This is a genomic window from Gloeothece verrucosa PCC 7822 (assembly GCF_000147335.1).
GTDB classification, from domain to species: Bacteria; Cyanobacteriota; Cyanobacteriia; order Cyanobacteriales; family Microcystaceae; genus Gloeothece; species Gloeothece verrucosa.
In genome coordinates, this window is record NC_014501.1 from 1,187,904 (window position 1) to 1,203,698 (window position 15,795).

The window sequence follows — 15,795 nt, forward strand, 5'->3', positions numbered from 1 at the left end:
TTAATCGCCCGTGATAATTACAATTGTTTGTAATTTACTAATACATTAACTATAAAGGATATTTGAAATTCAAATTAGGTTATAGGTAATAGGAGGCGGGTTAAAAAACCCAACACCTAAAACCTCACACCTACTTAAACTAAACCCGTTGTAAATTAGCGCCTAATTGTCGGAGTTTATCCTCTATATTTTCATAACCCCGATCTAAATGATGCAATCCTTGAACAACGGTTTTACCTCTCGCCGCTAACCCTGCCAAAACCAAGGCGGCAGAAGCTCTCAAATCAGTCGCCATCACCGGCGCACCCGAGAGGAAAGGAACGCCCTTGACTACTGCGACATTTCCTTTAACTTTAATATCAGCGCCCATGCGTTGTAACTCAGCCACATGGCGTAAACGGTTCTCGAATACCGTTTCTGTCACCATACTATTGCCCTCACTCTTGGTAAGTAACGCCATAAACTGAGCTTGCATATCGGTGGGAAAACCAGGATAGGGTAGGGTTTCAATATCTGTTGCCCGCAATTCCCCAGGAACCAGCCGCAGCCGCTTATAATCCTCAAGAATTACGTTACAACCAACTTCTTTCAATTTGGCAATCACAGGACTTAAATGTTCAGGAATCACCGGATATAGACTAATAGGAGAGTGGGTAATGGCACCCGCTACCAAAAACGTGCCGGCTTCGATACGATCAGGGATAATCGGGTAATCTGTGCTATGTAAACGCTCAACCCCAGAGACAATAATAGTATTCGTCCCTGCTCCCCGAATTTTCGCCCCCATTGAGCGGCAGAAATTCGCTAAATCTTCTACTTCCGGTTCTTGTGCCGCATTGCCGATGGTGGTTTCTCCTTCGGCTAGGGTCGCCGCCATCATAATCGTTTCTGTGGCCCCTACACTAGGATAATCTAGGTAAATACTAGCTCCTTTTAGGCGGCGGCTACTTCCCTTCACATAAGCATGAACAATTCCATGTTCGATGGTTACCTCTGCTCCCATCGCTTGGAGTCCGCGCACATGAAGATCTACCGGCCTAGCACCAATAGCACAGCCGCCCGGTAAAGGCACTCTAGCAACCCCTAATCTCGCCAGCAATGGACCAATCACAAAGAAACTCGCTCTTAACTGAGAAACTAGGTCATAAGGCGCTTGGGTTTGCCCAATTTCGGTAGCATTGATTTCGAGGGTGTCTTGCTTCCTGTTAATTTTTACCCCCAAAGCCGCCAAAATTTGCACCATCCGCCCTACATCCATCAGAGAGGGAACGTTGCTAATGCGGCAATCATCCGAACACAACAAAGTTCCCGCCATAATGGCTAAAGCAGAATTTTTTGCCCCACTGATCCTTACTTCTCCTTTTAAAGAAGTCGGACCCCAGATTTCTAAAACCGGGCTATCAGATTCCGTTAGGGCTTGAGAGTTGGTGGTAATATAAGTCTCTTTTATGGCTTTATCCTCCTGAAACTAAATAATATTATCAGATTTTGAATAAATTCGCTTTTGATTCTACCTGAAAGTTTAAAAATGTCTAGCTTCTTTTTCAGAGTTGACAAATTTCTTTTAATCAGTCATAATGATAATTTGTGGGTAGAAATCAAGCGGAACTGGCGGAATTGGTAGACGCGCTAGATTCAGGTTCTAGTGTTCGCAAGGACTTCCGGGTTCAAGTCCCGGGTTCCGCATCCTCAAAGCAAAAGTAACAATCAAGAATTAAAAACTTGAGAACTTTTGTTTTTTTTAGTGCCAGGTCAGACTCATGATCACCAGCTTGCAGAATCCTCTCGTGAAACAGATGCGTAAATTACATCGTGCCAAAGGAAGGCGGGAGCAAAATCTGTTTTTAATAGAGGGAACGCACTTACTCGAGACGGCCTGTAAAGTAAAGAGTTCCCTGATGGTAGTTTGTTGTACGCCAGACTGGCAAAATCGTTATCCTCAACTGTGGGAGTTAGCAAGCCAAAAAGCCCAACGAGCGGAAATTGTCACCCCAGAAATTTTAGCCGCCATGACTACCACCGTCAATCCCGATGGAGTAGTGGCAAGTGCGGCTCGCATCAGTAACCCAACAGAACTCATTTCTCCTTTATCCCTAGGCTTAGTGCTAGAACAATTACAAGACCCCGGCAATTTAGGTACAATTATTCGCACAGCCGTAGCAACAGAGGTAGAAGGATTATGGTTAAGTGACGATAGCGTCGATGTGGATAATCCTAAAGTGTTGCGAGCATCAGCCGGTGAGTGGTTTCGCGTACCGATGAGAGTTAGCCAAAATTTACCTCAAGTTATTGAAGATTATAAAAGCCAAAATGTTCAAGTTATAGCGACTTTGCCGCAAGGAACTAAAACTTATTGGGAAATCGATTTTACCCGTCCTACTTTGATTTTAATGGGGAATGAGGGAGCAGGATTAAGTGATGAGTTGATTTCTCTGGCTGATATTGGGGTAAATATTCCTTTGGGAGGAGGCGTAGAGTCATTGAATGTGGCGATAGCAACGGCTTTGTTATTATACGAAGCCAAACGACAAAGAGCAGTTAACCAAAAGACCTAAACAACTTTCAGGGTGGGTAAAACTAGAGAAGTGATCCCCCAGAACCCAAAATTCTCGCTTCCAGAGTGCCCCCACCATTAACCACTGACTAAGGACTAATTTGGTACAGTAGTGAAAGTGATTTTTGCCCTCATATATCTGGATGAACATATTACCGTCAATACCTTTTAGTTCTTTAGAATGGACTCCCTTACCTCTATTAGCAACTGCAACTGAAGCTGAAAGCAGTTCTTTAATTATTGCCGCCGTTTTGCTCAGTTTAGTGGTTATTTATTTTGCCAGTAAACTCGGCGGAGAAATTTGTGTCAGAATCAACCTACCCCCAGTCTTAGGGGAATTAGTCGGAGGGGTGATTATTGGTGTTTCTGTATTACATTTATTAGTTTTTCCAGAAGGGGGAGCATCCGCGAGTGACTCGATGCTCATACAATTTTTACTGGCTACCTCTGAACTAACACCGGAAGCCGCCTCATCAGTTTTTGCTACTTCTAGTGAAGTGATTAGCGTCCTCTCAGAACTCGGCGTAGTGATTTTATTATTGGAAATTGGCATCGAATCTGACCTTAAAGAATTAATTCGCGTCGGGCCTCAAGCCGCTATCGTCGCTGTGGTGGGTGTGGTTGCGCCTTTTGCCACCGGAACCGCCGGACTGATTTATTTTTTCAACGTTGCTGCTATCCCCGCTATTTTTGCCGGTGCAGCCTTAACCGCCACCAGTATCGGGATTACAGCCAAGGTTTTAGCAGAAATTGGTCGTCTAAGTTCTAAAGAAGGTCAAATTATCATTGGAGCCGCCGTTCTAGACGATATTTTAGGAATAGTGGTCTTAGCTGTCGTGGCCAGTTTGGTCAAAACCGGTAAAATAGAAATCTTCAATGTAGTTTATTTAATCATTAGCGCAGGAGCATTTCTGATTGGGGCGATCGTGATTGGTCGTTTTTTGAGTCCTTATTTCGTCAAGTTAGTCAATGAAATGAAAACGAGAGGGCAATTATTATTGGCGGGTTTGATCTTTGCTTTTATCCTCTCTTACATTGCTCAAGTCATTCAACTAGAAGCAATTTTAGGCTCATTTACTGCCGGTTTAGTGCTGGCCGAAACAGAAAAACGCTCAGAATTAGCCGATCAAGTCATACCGGTTGCTGACATTTTTGTGCCCATTTTCTTTGTTTGTGTAGGGGCAAAAACCGACTTAAGTGTCTTAAATCCAGCCATTCCGAGCAATCGAGAAGGCTTAATTATTGCAGCATTTTTAATTGTGGTAGCAATTGTGGGTAAAGTGATCACCGGCTTTACAGTCTTCGGACAGCCAGACATAAACCGTTTAGCCATTGGGGTTGGGATGATTCCTCGGGGCGAAGTGGGTTTAGTATTTGCTGGAGTCGGATCAGCGAGTGGGGCCCTTTCGCCTTCTACAGACGCAGCCATTATTATGATGGTGATCCTCACGACTTTTTTAGCACCTCCCTTATTACGAGTGGTCTTTAAAGAACCAAAAGTAACCCTCGAAGAACAGTCTAATTAAGTTAACAGTTAACAGTTAAGACAAATGACTAATAACTAATGACTAATAACTAATGACTAATGACTCAAAACTGTTGAAACTTCAAAGTTCTTTTGTACGTCCCTCTCTTGATGGGTTAAGCCATCAGTTTTTTTTATCTATGGTTAAGAAAAACCATTTTCACTTCTTAATAGGAGCCATCCGCCATGCGACTTAAATGGTTACTACTCAGTTGTTTCAGTTTTCTTCTGTTTGCCTTACCGGCCCAAGCCGGAAAGTTAGTATTTTGGCGGTTTGAGTCTACCCAAAACCGACTGACTTTTACCACTGATGATCGGGTACAACCAAGAGCGCAGTTAATTCCTAATCCCACCCGCATAGTGATTGATCTACCTGGGATCGGCCTGGGTCGCCCTGGTGTTAATCAAACCATTGGGGGAGCGATTCGAGAGGTTAGAGTGGCACAATTTAATGCTCAAACCGCCCGTTTAGTGATTGAATTAGCACCGGGCTATACAGTTGATCCTAAACAAGTTAGGATTCGGGGGCTATCCCCTACCCAGTGGACAGTAGAACTTCCTACTCCAGAAAGAGTTGTTCAACAATCACCCCCGCCTTTTCCCTCGACTCCCTCGACTCCCCAATCATCTTTTCCTGACCCCCCAACTTCGCCATCTTATTCCAATTCCTCTTTGAATGATCCGCCGAGTGATCCAACGCCCACTCCAGAGGATAATACTCAACCTTCCTCTACCCCTTCAGACTTTCAAGTCACTCGTAATGGATTAGTTGTGCGTCTTGATCGCAACGGCGAAGCGCGAAAAATACAGGTCAAACGCAGCCGTGATCGCAAAAGCATTAATATTGATCTACCCGGAGCTAGACTCACCTCTTCCCTAGCAGGTCAAACCCTACCCGTCAATCAATATACGATCGGCGATATTAAATTTGAGCAAAAATCTAACTCAACGGCTCGGATTACCTTAAATGTTTCCGATGATAGCCCAGAATGGCAGGCGATTTATACTCAAGGGGCAGTGGTACTGATTCCTAAAGGGGGGTTGAATAATCTCATGGGCAGCAGTTCTCCACCGCCTACAAGCACTTCTCCCGCCCCTACAAGCAGTTCTCCCGCCCCGACAAGCAGTTCTCGCCCTCCTAGGTCTTCTAGTTCCGTTAGCTCGACAATTGAGTCAGTTCAACTGTTCAATAACAACCAACTGGTTATCGAGGCCGATCAAGGAATTCGAGGCAGTGGGAATTGGAATAGTCGCACAGGAGAGTATGAAATCCGCATTGTTAATGCTCAACTGGCCACGCGATTACGAGGTCCTCGGTTGAGCCGCAATAGTCCCATTTATCAATTGCGGATTCGTCAAGAAAGCCCCAATACGGCTGTGATTTTTGTTAAGCCGGCTTTGGGAATTCAATTGGGCGCTTTACGACAACTGAGTAACCAACAGTTAGCCATCGATATTCGTCCTGCCTCAGTGTCTCAAGTTCCCCCTTCTGTCTCTGCGCCTGAATCTATTCCGGTCCCCCCACCAGCCAATCCTTATAACCCACCGCCCACAAGCATTCCCTCCACTCCCTCGGGAAATATTCCTCAAGGCCGGACATTAGTGGTGATTGACCCCGGGCATGGGGGGAAAGATCCCGGAGCCATCGGCATTGGAGGATTACAAGAAAAAGATGTGATCTTGCCCATTTCTCAAGAAGTCGCGGCAATTTTACAGCAACAAGGGGTGCAAGCCATGTTAACCCGTAATAGTGATTATTTTGTCACTCTCCAAGGACGGACCGATATGGCTAACCGCGCCGGAGCCGATTTATTTGTCAGTATTCATGCTAATGCCGTAGCCGGAGGACGTAGCAATATTAATGGGTTGGAAGTTTATTATTTTGGGAATCGTACATTAGCAGATACTATTCATCGGAATATTCTTCGTAGTATTAATATTAGCGATCGCGGTGTCAGAGCGGCTAGATTTTATGTCCTGAGAACCGCGAGAATGCCCTCTACCTTGGTAGAAGTAGGTTTTGTCACCGGCAGTATAGATAATGCTTATCTTCGAGACCCAGGTTTTCGCAGCCAAATGGCACAGGCCATCGCTAGAGGTATTTTAGAATATATTCAAAGATACAAACTATAGATAATTTACGAGTTAAATTTTTCATGCTTCAATATCAACAAACGTTTTTTTTAAACTCCCATATTTCTTAATCCATGAGAGAATTTCAACGTAGTCCTATTGGTATTTTTGATAGTGGTGTGGGCGGACTTACGGTTTTAAGGGAGCTATACCGACAGCTACCGAATGAATCTATTCTTTACTTCGCTGACACAGCCCGTCTTCCCTATGGTACTCGCAGTGCTGGGGAAATTTTAGAGTTTGTACGGGAAATTATGGATTGGATGACCGCTCAACAAGTGAAAATGGTCATCATGGCTTGTAATACTAGCTCGGCATTAGCGCTAGACGCGGTTAGAGATGAGTTTGATGTGCCAGTTTTAGGGGTGATTTTACCGGGGGCTAGGGCGGCAGTACAAAAAGGTAAGCGTATCGGTGTAATTGCAACTCCGGCAACCGCCGCTTCTAATGCCTATCGTCAAGCTATTGAAGAAATTGTCCCTACAGCACAAGTTTGGCAGGTAGGTTGCCCTGAATTTGTCCCCTTGATTGAGCAAAATCGCATTTATGAACCATTAACCAAAGAGGTCGCTAAACAGTATTTAAAACCTCTATTACAACTCAAGATTGATACTCTGGTTTATGGTTGTACCCATTATCGACATTTAGAACCTTTATTTCGTCAAATTCTTCCCTCTTCAGTTCGCTTAGTTGACCCGGCTCGTTATGTCGTCTCGGCTGCTGAGAAGGAATTAGAATTACTCGGTTTAAAAAGCAATTTTCCTTCTGTACCTACTCGTTTTTGTGTTAGTGGTAATCCTGAAACCTTTGCGGTTCTTTCTCGTCAATGGCTCGGTTATATTCCCAAAGTTGAAAAAATTTATCTACCAGTGATCACCAGCACTTCTAGTCCTATACAAGTTTTAGAATAGTTCCAACAGGGGTGGGTATTGCCCACCTTGATTACCCTAGGCAATACCAAAGCCTAGAAGCCCTGTATTTTTAATCTTGTATTAAAACGACTATTATGTCCCGCAACAATGAAGCCCCGATTTTAATTTTATCCTTGCTCATTACCGGAGCCATTTTAGGCGGTGGTTATTGGTGGTTTAGTCGTCAATCCGGAACTAATCCCATCGGCTCTTTATTGCCCCAATCTGAGAAAACCTCAACTCAATCCCCCCCTGCGGCGGCTTCTGATGCACAACTCCCCTCTCCTCCTTCCCCTGCCGCTTTCCCTCCACCCACAACTGTTGCCAGTGGGACAACGGTCAGAATTAATGGCTCTACCAGTATGGCGCAAATTAATAAAGCCTTGAAAGATAATTTTGAACAATCATTTCCTCAAACCAAGGTAGAAATAAATGCACAGGGGTCTGATCAAGGTGTTGAGATGCTGGTTAATAGACAAATTGATATTGCTGCGGTTTCTCGACCTCTTCACCATGAGGAAAAAGCTCAAGGATTGATTGCTGTACCGGTTACTCAAGATGCGATTGCCATCATAGTCGGAGATAAAAATCCTTTTCGTAAAGGGTTAACACAAAATCAAGTGGCTGATATATTTCAAGGAAAAATTACCGATTGGTCAGCCGTTGGGGGAACTCCAGGAACGATACGAGTATTTAACCGGCCTGCTACAAGCGGAACTCGTCAAGCGTTTGAGGAATTGCTACTTAAAGGTAGTAATTTTGGCACAACCCCTAATATTACGATGATGCCACGAGATGCAACTACCCCCATTATCCAGGCTTTAGGAACAGATGGAATTAGCTATGCAACTTATGCTCAGGTAGATAACCAAAAGACCGCTAGAACAGTTGCTCTTGATGGATTAACACCAGAAGCCGCCAATTATCCCTTGCAACGGACTCTTTATTATGTTTATAAAGACCCTCCTTCAGAGGCGGTGCAAGCGTTTTTAGGTTATGCAACTGCTCCCATTGGACGACAAGTGATTGCCAGCACCAATCAATGAAAACCGGAAAAAGAATGCGTTTTCTTGAACAAGACGCACTCCTCTTGGTCATCTTGAGTTTAATTTTTAATTTCTCCTTTACTAGAATTAATTATGAGCATTTCCTTTTCGTTTGAATAAGCTCAATAGAGATATGCTACTTAATCCTATTAATAGAGAAGGTTCAGGAGTTGTTGGACCAGGATTAGGATTAAGCTTTTCTTCTCCATAATATTCAATGCTCAAGCTTGCATCAGCATAGGTTTGAATGCTGCTACTAACATTACCTCCACCTCCTCCAAAAGAGGTGAAAATCTCAGTGAAAGGATCTAAACTAAAAGTCCCTGTACCCAAAAATCCATTAATATCACTACCCGTGTATGTAGCTGAGTCAGTCCCACTAACGGTAAAAGGTCCAAATGCTGAAGAGGCATGAGAAGCTAAATTAGTGTATTTTTTTGAACCAATTACTGCATAAGGAGAGAAAGGTTGCAACGTTTGCAGAGCAGCAGGAGCGCCAGCATTCGGGGTGAGATCAAATTGCGCTACTTGAGTCAATGCTGTAAAAGTCTGAGCTTGTGCAGCGTTATTAGTAACTGTTCCATTACTCCTGATAGTTCCATTCAAACTAACTACAACACTGGTCACATTAAATTTTGAACCAGGATTGAATTTATGAAGGGTTAATGACGGCGAACCACTTAATTCGGTTAATTGGTTGGTAAAGCCGGCTGTATCTGAAAATAGTAAAGCCGCATTAGCACTAGAAGCGACGGCTAAAGAGCCAACAGAAGCTGTGGCTGCTATAGCGATAAATTTAGCTTTATTTAAGTATAAATACGCTTTTTTCATGACTAATTACTTAATTACATCAGTTAATGAAGTTTTACTTGCCTTAAAGACTACTATACACCCAAAAAATTTTTTTTGACAAGATAGAATCAGAAAAAATTTTAGAAGTCATCTATCTCAAGAATTATTTATGGAGTAATCCTGATCAACAAGATCAATTGGCTCTGTATAACATACCCAGATCAAGGGAAAAAATTTCACTTTCTGAATTTTTTTTTGTAAATAATTCGGCTAGATAAAATAATAATCTTAAATTATTTTTTACAATAAAATATAGTTATATATTTAAGGATTATATTAAATTTATACATGAATTTATTAAAAAAATATATTTGGAAAAGATTTATATAATTAACTATAGCGAACACTTAAAAAAATGGCTGATGACAGAATTCAGTTCACAGTTAAGGACAGGGAAAACCCGCTCATACCTTGAAGTACCCACCTACTTATAGCCATTGACAAGCCATGAGCCTCCCTGAACTCTCTACTAATTTCAAGATCTATTTTTCTGTTTTTCAGTCAGTAAAAACTCTTAAATAGCCAAACAAGATGAAGTTTAAGAATGAGATTTTTTTTAAATTATAACGCTCCATAAAGTCAGGTTTTTTTGAGAGTAATGACAAGAGATTTATTAAGTTTTAGGACAGCAAAGACTATAGCACTCTCTATTTTATAAAGATTATGTAATCTACCAAAGCAAATAAAAACCGTATTAATACCATAGAAGTTTAGAAACATCGTTGGTAAATTTAGATATAGTGTCCTTTTAGGCAAAATATAGCAACCGCTCTTGCAGTTAGGACAGTTTCACTCATTTACATCTGTTGTGTGACAAGGATTTCCTTTCTGACTTGTGACTTGTGACTTGTGACTTGTGACTTGTGACTTCTGAGTTACTCCCCTTCTCCCACTACAACAAAACATCATTATATATATGTCCAGATACTTAGCAAATGGTTGGCGCAAAGCCCCGAGATAGTGGCCAACCAGCAATCATCAAGCATCAACTCTTTATTAACTTAAAGATAAATTTTTCCGTTTTTCAGAAAGTTTTAGCAAGATCTCTTCGTGAACTTTTTTAGTAATGGGATAGAAAAAAGCCAAGATAAAAGCGACCCCTAAAAGTAAAGCGGGTATCGGAGAAATAATTAATCGGATCGCCCACAAAGCCGATGCTGGTTGTACAATATCAATCTGATTGGATGACGTAGGAATATAACCGGCTGCGTCTAAGATTTTCCCCACTAAAAATAATCCTAGAGCAATTCCCAATTTTTGTAATTGAACCATAAACCCATAAAAAACCCCTTCTCGACGATGACCAGTATTTAACTCATCGAGGTCGATCACATCAGGTAACATAGACCAAGGAACCACATAAGCCGCCGAAATGCCAAAACCAGCCATAACACCGATAACATAGAGTAAAGTCACCTGTCCCGGTTGAAGAAAAAACAAACCCATGATAGCCACAACAGTTATGGGAGTTGCCCAACAAAAAATTTCTTTCTTGCCGATTCTACGGGCCAACAAACTCCAAACAAACATCATTATTAAAGCCGTCCCTTGAAAAGTCAAAGCCATCTGAGTAAAATAAGTTTTGGGTAACTGCATACAATTAGTAACAAAATAAAGGAGAATCCCGCCTACAGTCTGTAAACTCAACCAAGAACAGAGATAAATTCCCATCACAAAAAGAAAAGGGCGATTACTAAAAACAATTTTTAACTGTTGTAAAATCGAGAAAGACGGGGCTGAATCAATAATCGGGGGCCTAGATTTTTTAATAACTTGATAACGTCGGTAAGTGCCAAAAACACATAAATAAACAGAGATGATAGCGATTAATCCACAAACAACACCTAAAGTAATAAACTGCTGTTTTTTATCAGGGACAAACGTAAAAATAACCTGAGCTAAAACCAAAGAAAATATACTTCCGCCAATAGCAAAAGCCGATTTAAAACTGACTAGAGTAGTCCGTTCATTATACTTTTGAGTTAATTCAGAGGCCAGTGTATTGATGGGCAAAACGACAGTAGTAAACGAGACATCATAACAGAAAAGAATAGTCAGATAATACAAAAACAAAAGTCCTTGATTAGGAAGAGAAGGAACAAACCAAATTAAACAAAAACTTAGCCCTAAAGGAATCGCACCTAAAACCATCAAAGGATAACGGCGGCCAAAAGGCGAACGAATGCGATCACTAATCCAGCCAATCAACGGATCATTAACCGCATCCCAGACTTTACTAATGAGAATAATAGTAGCCGCCCAACCCGCATTTAATCCAGCCACATTAGTCAAAAAGAACAAGAAAAAGAAAACCGAGAGGTTACTCGGCAAAGCATTAGATAACTCACCCACCCCATAAGCCAACTTAGTCTTTAAATCCAAATCTACCGAGGAATCTATTTGAGCCACATTCGTTTTAAAAACCTTCATCTGCTTAATATTTAGATTGTTGTTAAAAAATATAAACAACAGTGTACTACTCTACCCCACTGACTGGCGCGAACACTCGTCATAGAACCAAGAGAATAGTTAAACTAATGGTCCATAACCCCCTTTCAAACTCGCTTTGGAGTTGGGAAGATAGAGAGTAATGGCAGAGAAAGATTAAATAAAGTTAACAAAACCCAAAAGCGAGAGCCGCACCTGTTTTAAAATAAAAAGACTGTGTGGCCATATTTTTGATAAAATAATATATTCGCGCCCCTCTAGAAAAACATATAATCTTTAAGCAACTGATATGCTAAATCCCAACTTGGATGAAATCCAACTCTCTAGAGACGAATATCAACGTTATGCACGTCACATAATCTTGCCAGAAGTGGGGCTAGAAGGCCAAAAACGCCTAAAAGCAGCAAGGATTCTCTGTATTGGTACAGGTGGATTAGGTTCTCCCTTATTATCCTATTTAGCCGCAGCCGGAATCGGACGAATTGGAATTGTCGACTTTGACATAGTGGATCATTCTAACCTACAACGTCAAATTATTCATGGCACTTCTTGGGTAGGGAAACCCAAAGTAGAATCTGCCAAAAACCGTATTGCAGAGATTAACCCCTTCACTCAAGTGGATGTGTATGAAACCCGTCTCTCTTCAGAAAATGCCTTAGACATTTTTGAACCCTATGATGTGATCATCGATGGGACTGATAACTTCCCCACTCGTTACTTAACCAATGACGCTTGTGTATTATTGAATAAACCGAACGTCTACGGTTCGATTTTCCGTTTTGAAGGGCAGGCCACCGTATTTAACTATGAAGGCGGTCCAAACTACCGAGATTTATATCCAGAACCCCCCCCGCCGGGAATGGTTCCTTCTTGTGCTGAGGGAGGAGTATTAGGCGTTTTACCGGGTATTATCGGTACAATTCAAGCCACAGAAGCAATTAAAATTATTTTGGGCGCTCCTACCCTCAGTGGTAGATTACTCCTCTTTAATGCCTGGGAAATGAAGTTTAGAGAGTTGAAACTTCGTCCTAACCCCATCCGTCCAGTGATTGAGAAACTCATAGATTATGAACAATTCTGTGGAATTCCTCAAGCTAAAGCCCAAGAGGAAACAATGGAAATTCCCGAAATGACCGTCAAAGAATTAAAGCAACTCATGGATAGTGATGCAGATGACTATGTTCTCATCGATGTGCGTAACCCCAATGAGTACCAAATTGCTAAAATTCCGGGAGCGGTTTTAATTCCTTTACCCGAGATTGAAAATGGTCCGGGAGTGGATAAAGTTAAAGAATTGGTGAACGGTCATCGCCTAATTGCTCATTGTAAGATGGGAGGACGTTCAGCTAAAGCATTAGGTATCCTCAAACAGTCAGGAATACAAGGAATTAATGTTAAAGGTGGAATTACTGCCTGGAGTCGAGAAGTAGATTCTAGTGTTCCAGAGTATTAAATTTAAGTATAAATTATTAGATAGGGGTATAGTCTATGCTGTACCCCTTTAATGTTGATCAAACTTCACTCCTCACAAGCGTCTAAATTAGAATCCCAATCAGATTTTTACATTTTGCTTTTTGAGAGTAATATGATTATGCAAGCCTTGTTCAATTCCATCCTTCGTAGTAGTGCATTGATCTTTTTGCCGGCAGGACTGTTAGCGCTCAGTATTCCTGTAGAGCCAGCCCACGCCCGCAATATGTATGATGTTTGTGTAGGACAAATGGTGGCTGTCGGTGTTGAAAGACAGCAAGCCGGAGCCGCTTGTGCTGAGGCTTTGATTCCTAAAGAATTATCTAAATGCGTCTCTAGAGTCGCTTTGGTGGTCAGTGTGCCGGCTCAAGAAGCGGTTAAAAATTGTTTCCAAAGTAGAAGACCGGTAGATGTGGCTAACTGCGTTGTCGATATTAACAACCAAGTGCCGTTAAATCGAGACTTACCCAGAAATAATCGAGTTGAAGAAACTTTTGCAGAACCTAGCCCGACGGGGGATGCAACCGCTTCTCCTCCCCGAGAAGTGTCTGCTCCGGTATTAGCTTTAGAATCCTGTCGTCGGAGTCTTCAACCAGGTGTTTATTCTCAATGTGTTACCGCTTTAAGTCGGGATATCACCTTAGAAAATTTAACACAAGCGCTTGATACTTGTTTGTCAGCAGAGGCTTTTCCGCCTTCTATATTTCCTAATTCTGGGCAATATTAATCAGGTTGGGTGGGTGTTGGCGGCTATCATGTCTCACGCCCCCTCTTGTCAAAAAATCAGCGAAAAAATTAATGACAAAGCTCTCTACTTTTAGAGCCGAGAAAAGTCAATTTTTTTAAACCCATTGAGAAAAAAGACAGAATAATGAAAATTAACAAGTTTCACCATATTGCTATTATTTGTTCAGATTATGAACGATCTAAACATTTTTATGTTGATATTTTAAAATGTTCCGTTATTCGAGAAACTTTTAGAAGCCAGAGAAATTCTTATAAACTCGATTTACAAGTGGGAGATCAAGATATTATCGAATTATTTTCTTTTCCTAGCCCTCCGCCACGTCGAACAGGACCGGAACCTTGCGGGTTAAGACATTTAGCTTTTAGTGTAGATAATTTAGATGAGACAATTAATTATTTAACAAGCCAAGGGATTGAAGTTGAACCGGTTCGCCTTGATGAATTGACCGGCAAGCGGTTTACTTTTTTTAAAGACCCAGATGGATTACCGCTAGAATTGTATGAAGAATAATTAAGCTTTTTTTAAGACAAATAAAAACCTAATTTGCTAAAAATCAGCCTATGACTAATGACTATTAACTAATGACTAATGACTATTAACTAATGACTATTAACGACGCGAAAACAATTGAAAATAAGTAGAAACAAAAAACTCTTTCAGGGGAAAAGCAATAAAGGTTAAAGGATTAATGGTAACAATAATATTACGCATATCCCGTTGAGCCAAATTAACAATCTGTTGAGCCACCCAATCAGCAGACATAACCCCAATAGGATTAAGATTACTCTTAAACGGGCCTAAAATGAGTTTACGAACCACACAAGGAGCATCCAGGCGGCGTAAGGTAATTAAATCCCCTAACGTGCGTTTACTCAACTCATATAATGGGCTAAAGGCCGGACTCACTTCGGCTTCAGAAGTATTAATCCACACTTCTTTAAGCACCTTATCTTTATTAGTACGAACCGTCGTAAAAAACAATTCCATTAATCGCCAACTGGAAAAAGCATTCACTTCATAAGATTGAGTAATAGCTTCTTGGGTACTTTCCCCATGTACATTAATACCGTGATTGAGAATTAATATATCGGTTAATTCCAGGGTTTGAGTTAAATTCGATTCTTCCCCAATTTGCCAAGACAGCGTGTTAATCGGTAATACTTCCCCATTAACCTCTATACTAAGAGTCTGTTGGGATGATGTGATAGCAATCACATTTGCTCCTGCCAAATGAAGATATTTAAGCAAAGCTTTTCCTAAACTGCCTGATGCACCGGTTACCGCTACCGTTTTTCCTTTCAAAGACAAAGCCGTTCCCATCAACTTATCTACTAAAGTGAGTGTACCGCTATAATAAGCATTCTGATTATCAAAATGATGCCGCCAATGATAAGGACGATTGACAAACCAACGAGCCGGTAAACTGGTAAAATCTCCTGGACGATGAGTTTTATCGGTTAACTCATCCATATAGGGAACTCCTGCCCCTCTAGCTATGGCACTCAACAAAAACAAGCCAGTATAAATAGAACCCGCCCAAGCCGCTTGAAAATTTGGCAATTGGGCGTTATAGCTCAACAGTACCGGCAAAAAACTCAACAACAGCATAACTAATGCTTCTGGAACATCATTATACCAGTGAGCTTTGCGATAAATGGCTTCACTAGCTGGGGTTAAATCAGGACGAAATACTTTATGATGCCAGACATGGAGACGATACAAAGGTTTCCAGTAGTGAGCAAGAGCATGATAGCTATCCCGTACAATCTCTACCCAAACAATAGAAGTTAATATTAGTGCTGTTGTAATTACAATTGCCATAATTAAAATCAAACTCTATTAAAAAAAGTTTAAGTTGATGGATTTGCTAGAAAATCGGCTTTTTATATCCATTTTAACTGGGATAGGGCAAGCTCAATCATCAGAAATTTCCGCGACAAGCTGAAAAAATCGTCAAAAATTTTAACAAAATTAGCTAAAATAATGCAAGAGAACTTAATACAAAGTAGCTTGTACAAGCTGATTGTAAGCAGGGCCTAGTGTTTTTATACTAGCCTAGTGCCGCTAACGATCAACAAACATACTGTCACTGTTACGATAAAAAAATT

The 15,795-nt window shown here is 41.2% G+C and carries 13 protein-coding genes and 1 tRNA gene; 10 read left to right on the plus strand and 4 right to left on the minus strand.

What is annotated here, in order from left to right; all coding sequences use genetic code 11:
* Positions 1-139: 139 nt before the first annotated feature.
* Positions 140-1,450, minus strand: a complete 1,311-nt coding sequence (gene murA, locus CYAN7822_RS05315) for a UDP-N-acetylglucosamine 1-carboxyvinyltransferase (RefSeq protein ID WP_013321208.1) — start codon at positions 1,448-1,450, stop codon at positions 140-142.
* Between the two features lie 152 nt (positions 1,451-1,602).
* On the opposite strand from murA, the gene CYAN7822_RS05320 reads away from it, so the two are divergent.
* The 7 genes from CYAN7822_RS05320 to CYAN7822_RS05345 all read left to right on the plus strand — a co-directional run bounded on the left by CYAN7822_RS05320 (position 1,603) and on the right by CYAN7822_RS05345 (position 8,169).
* Positions 1,603-1,686 (plus strand) — tRNA-Leu (locus CYAN7822_RS05320).
* A 74-nt stretch (positions 1,687-1,760) separates the two neighbouring features.
* The gene (locus CYAN7822_RS05325) at positions 1,761-2,555 is read left to right on the plus strand and encodes a TrmH family RNA methyltransferase (RefSeq protein ID WP_013321209.1); all 795 of its coding nucleotides are present in this window, start codon (positions 1,761-1,763) and stop codon (positions 2,553-2,555) included.
* A 142-nt stretch (positions 2,556-2,697) separates the two neighbouring features.
* A complete protein-coding gene (locus CYAN7822_RS05330; protein WP_013321210.1) occupies positions 2,698-4,080 on the plus strand; it encodes a cation:proton antiporter in 1,383 nt (460 codons plus the stop codon).
* A gap of 52 nt (positions 4,081-4,132) precedes the next feature.
* Positions 4,133-4,276, plus strand: a complete 144-nt coding sequence (locus tag CYAN7822_RS37485) for a hypothetical protein (RefSeq protein ID WP_157871783.1) — start codon at positions 4,133-4,135, stop codon at positions 4,274-4,276.
* On the plus strand, positions 4,266-6,212 hold the full coding sequence (locus CYAN7822_RS05335; RefSeq protein WP_013321211.1) for an N-acetylmuramoyl-L-alanine amidase: 1,947 nt from the start codon (positions 4,266-4,268) through the stop codon (positions 6,210-6,212). The genes CYAN7822_RS37485 and CYAN7822_RS05335 overlap by 11 nt, the downstream gene beginning before the upstream one ends.
* A gap of 74 nt (positions 6,213-6,286) precedes the next feature.
* Positions 6,287-7,123: a glutamate racemase gene (gene murI / locus CYAN7822_RS05340; protein ID WP_013321212.1), complete on the plus strand. Its 837-nt coding sequence runs from the start codon at positions 6,287-6,289 to the stop codon at positions 7,121-7,123.
* A gap of 95 nt (positions 7,124-7,218) precedes the next feature.
* A complete protein-coding gene (locus CYAN7822_RS05345; RefSeq protein WP_013321213.1) occupies positions 7,219-8,169 on the plus strand; it encodes a phosphate ABC transporter substrate-binding protein in 951 nt (316 codons plus the stop codon).
* An 87-nt stretch (positions 8,170-8,256) separates the two neighbouring features.
* On the opposite strand, the gene CYAN7822_RS05350 is transcribed toward CYAN7822_RS05345, so the two are convergent.
* The gene (locus tag CYAN7822_RS05350) at positions 8,257-9,000 is read right to left on the minus strand and encodes a choice-of-anchor E domain-containing protein (protein WP_013321214.1); all 744 of its coding nucleotides are present in this window, start codon (positions 8,998-9,000) and stop codon (positions 8,257-8,259) included.
* Between the two features lie 1,017 nt (positions 9,001-10,017).
* On the minus strand, positions 10,018-11,451 hold the full coding sequence (locus CYAN7822_RS05355; protein WP_013321215.1) for an MFS transporter: 1,434 nt from the start codon (positions 11,449-11,451) through the stop codon (positions 10,018-10,020).
* Between the two features lie 307 nt (positions 11,452-11,758).
* Between CYAN7822_RS05355 and moeB the strand changes: the two genes are divergently transcribed.
* From moeB to gloA2, 3 genes are all read left to right on the plus strand, one after another.
* On the plus strand, positions 11,759-12,922 hold the full coding sequence (gene moeB, locus CYAN7822_RS05360) for a molybdopterin-synthase adenylyltransferase MoeB (protein ID WP_013321216.1): 1,164 nt from the start codon (positions 11,759-11,761) through the stop codon (positions 12,920-12,922).
* Positions 12,923-13,060: 138 nt separating this feature from the next.
* Positions 13,061-13,666: a hypothetical protein gene (locus tag CYAN7822_RS05365; RefSeq protein WP_245602693.1), complete on the plus strand. Its 606-nt coding sequence runs from the start codon at positions 13,061-13,063 to the stop codon at positions 13,664-13,666.
* Between the two features lie 144 nt (positions 13,667-13,810).
* A complete protein-coding gene (gene gloA2, locus CYAN7822_RS05370; RefSeq protein WP_013321218.1) occupies positions 13,811-14,197 on the plus strand; it encodes an SMU1112c/YaeR family gloxylase I-like metalloprotein in 387 nt (128 codons plus the stop codon).
* Between the two features lie 99 nt (positions 14,198-14,296).
* Here the strand turns inward: gloA2 and CYAN7822_RS05375 are convergent, their stop codons facing one another.
* Positions 14,297-15,508, minus strand: coding sequence for a bifunctional sterol desaturase/short chain dehydrogenase (locus CYAN7822_RS05375; RefSeq protein WP_013321219.1), 1,212 nt, complete (start codon positions 15,506-15,508; stop codon positions 14,297-14,299).
* Positions 15,509-15,795 lie beyond the last annotated feature (287 nt).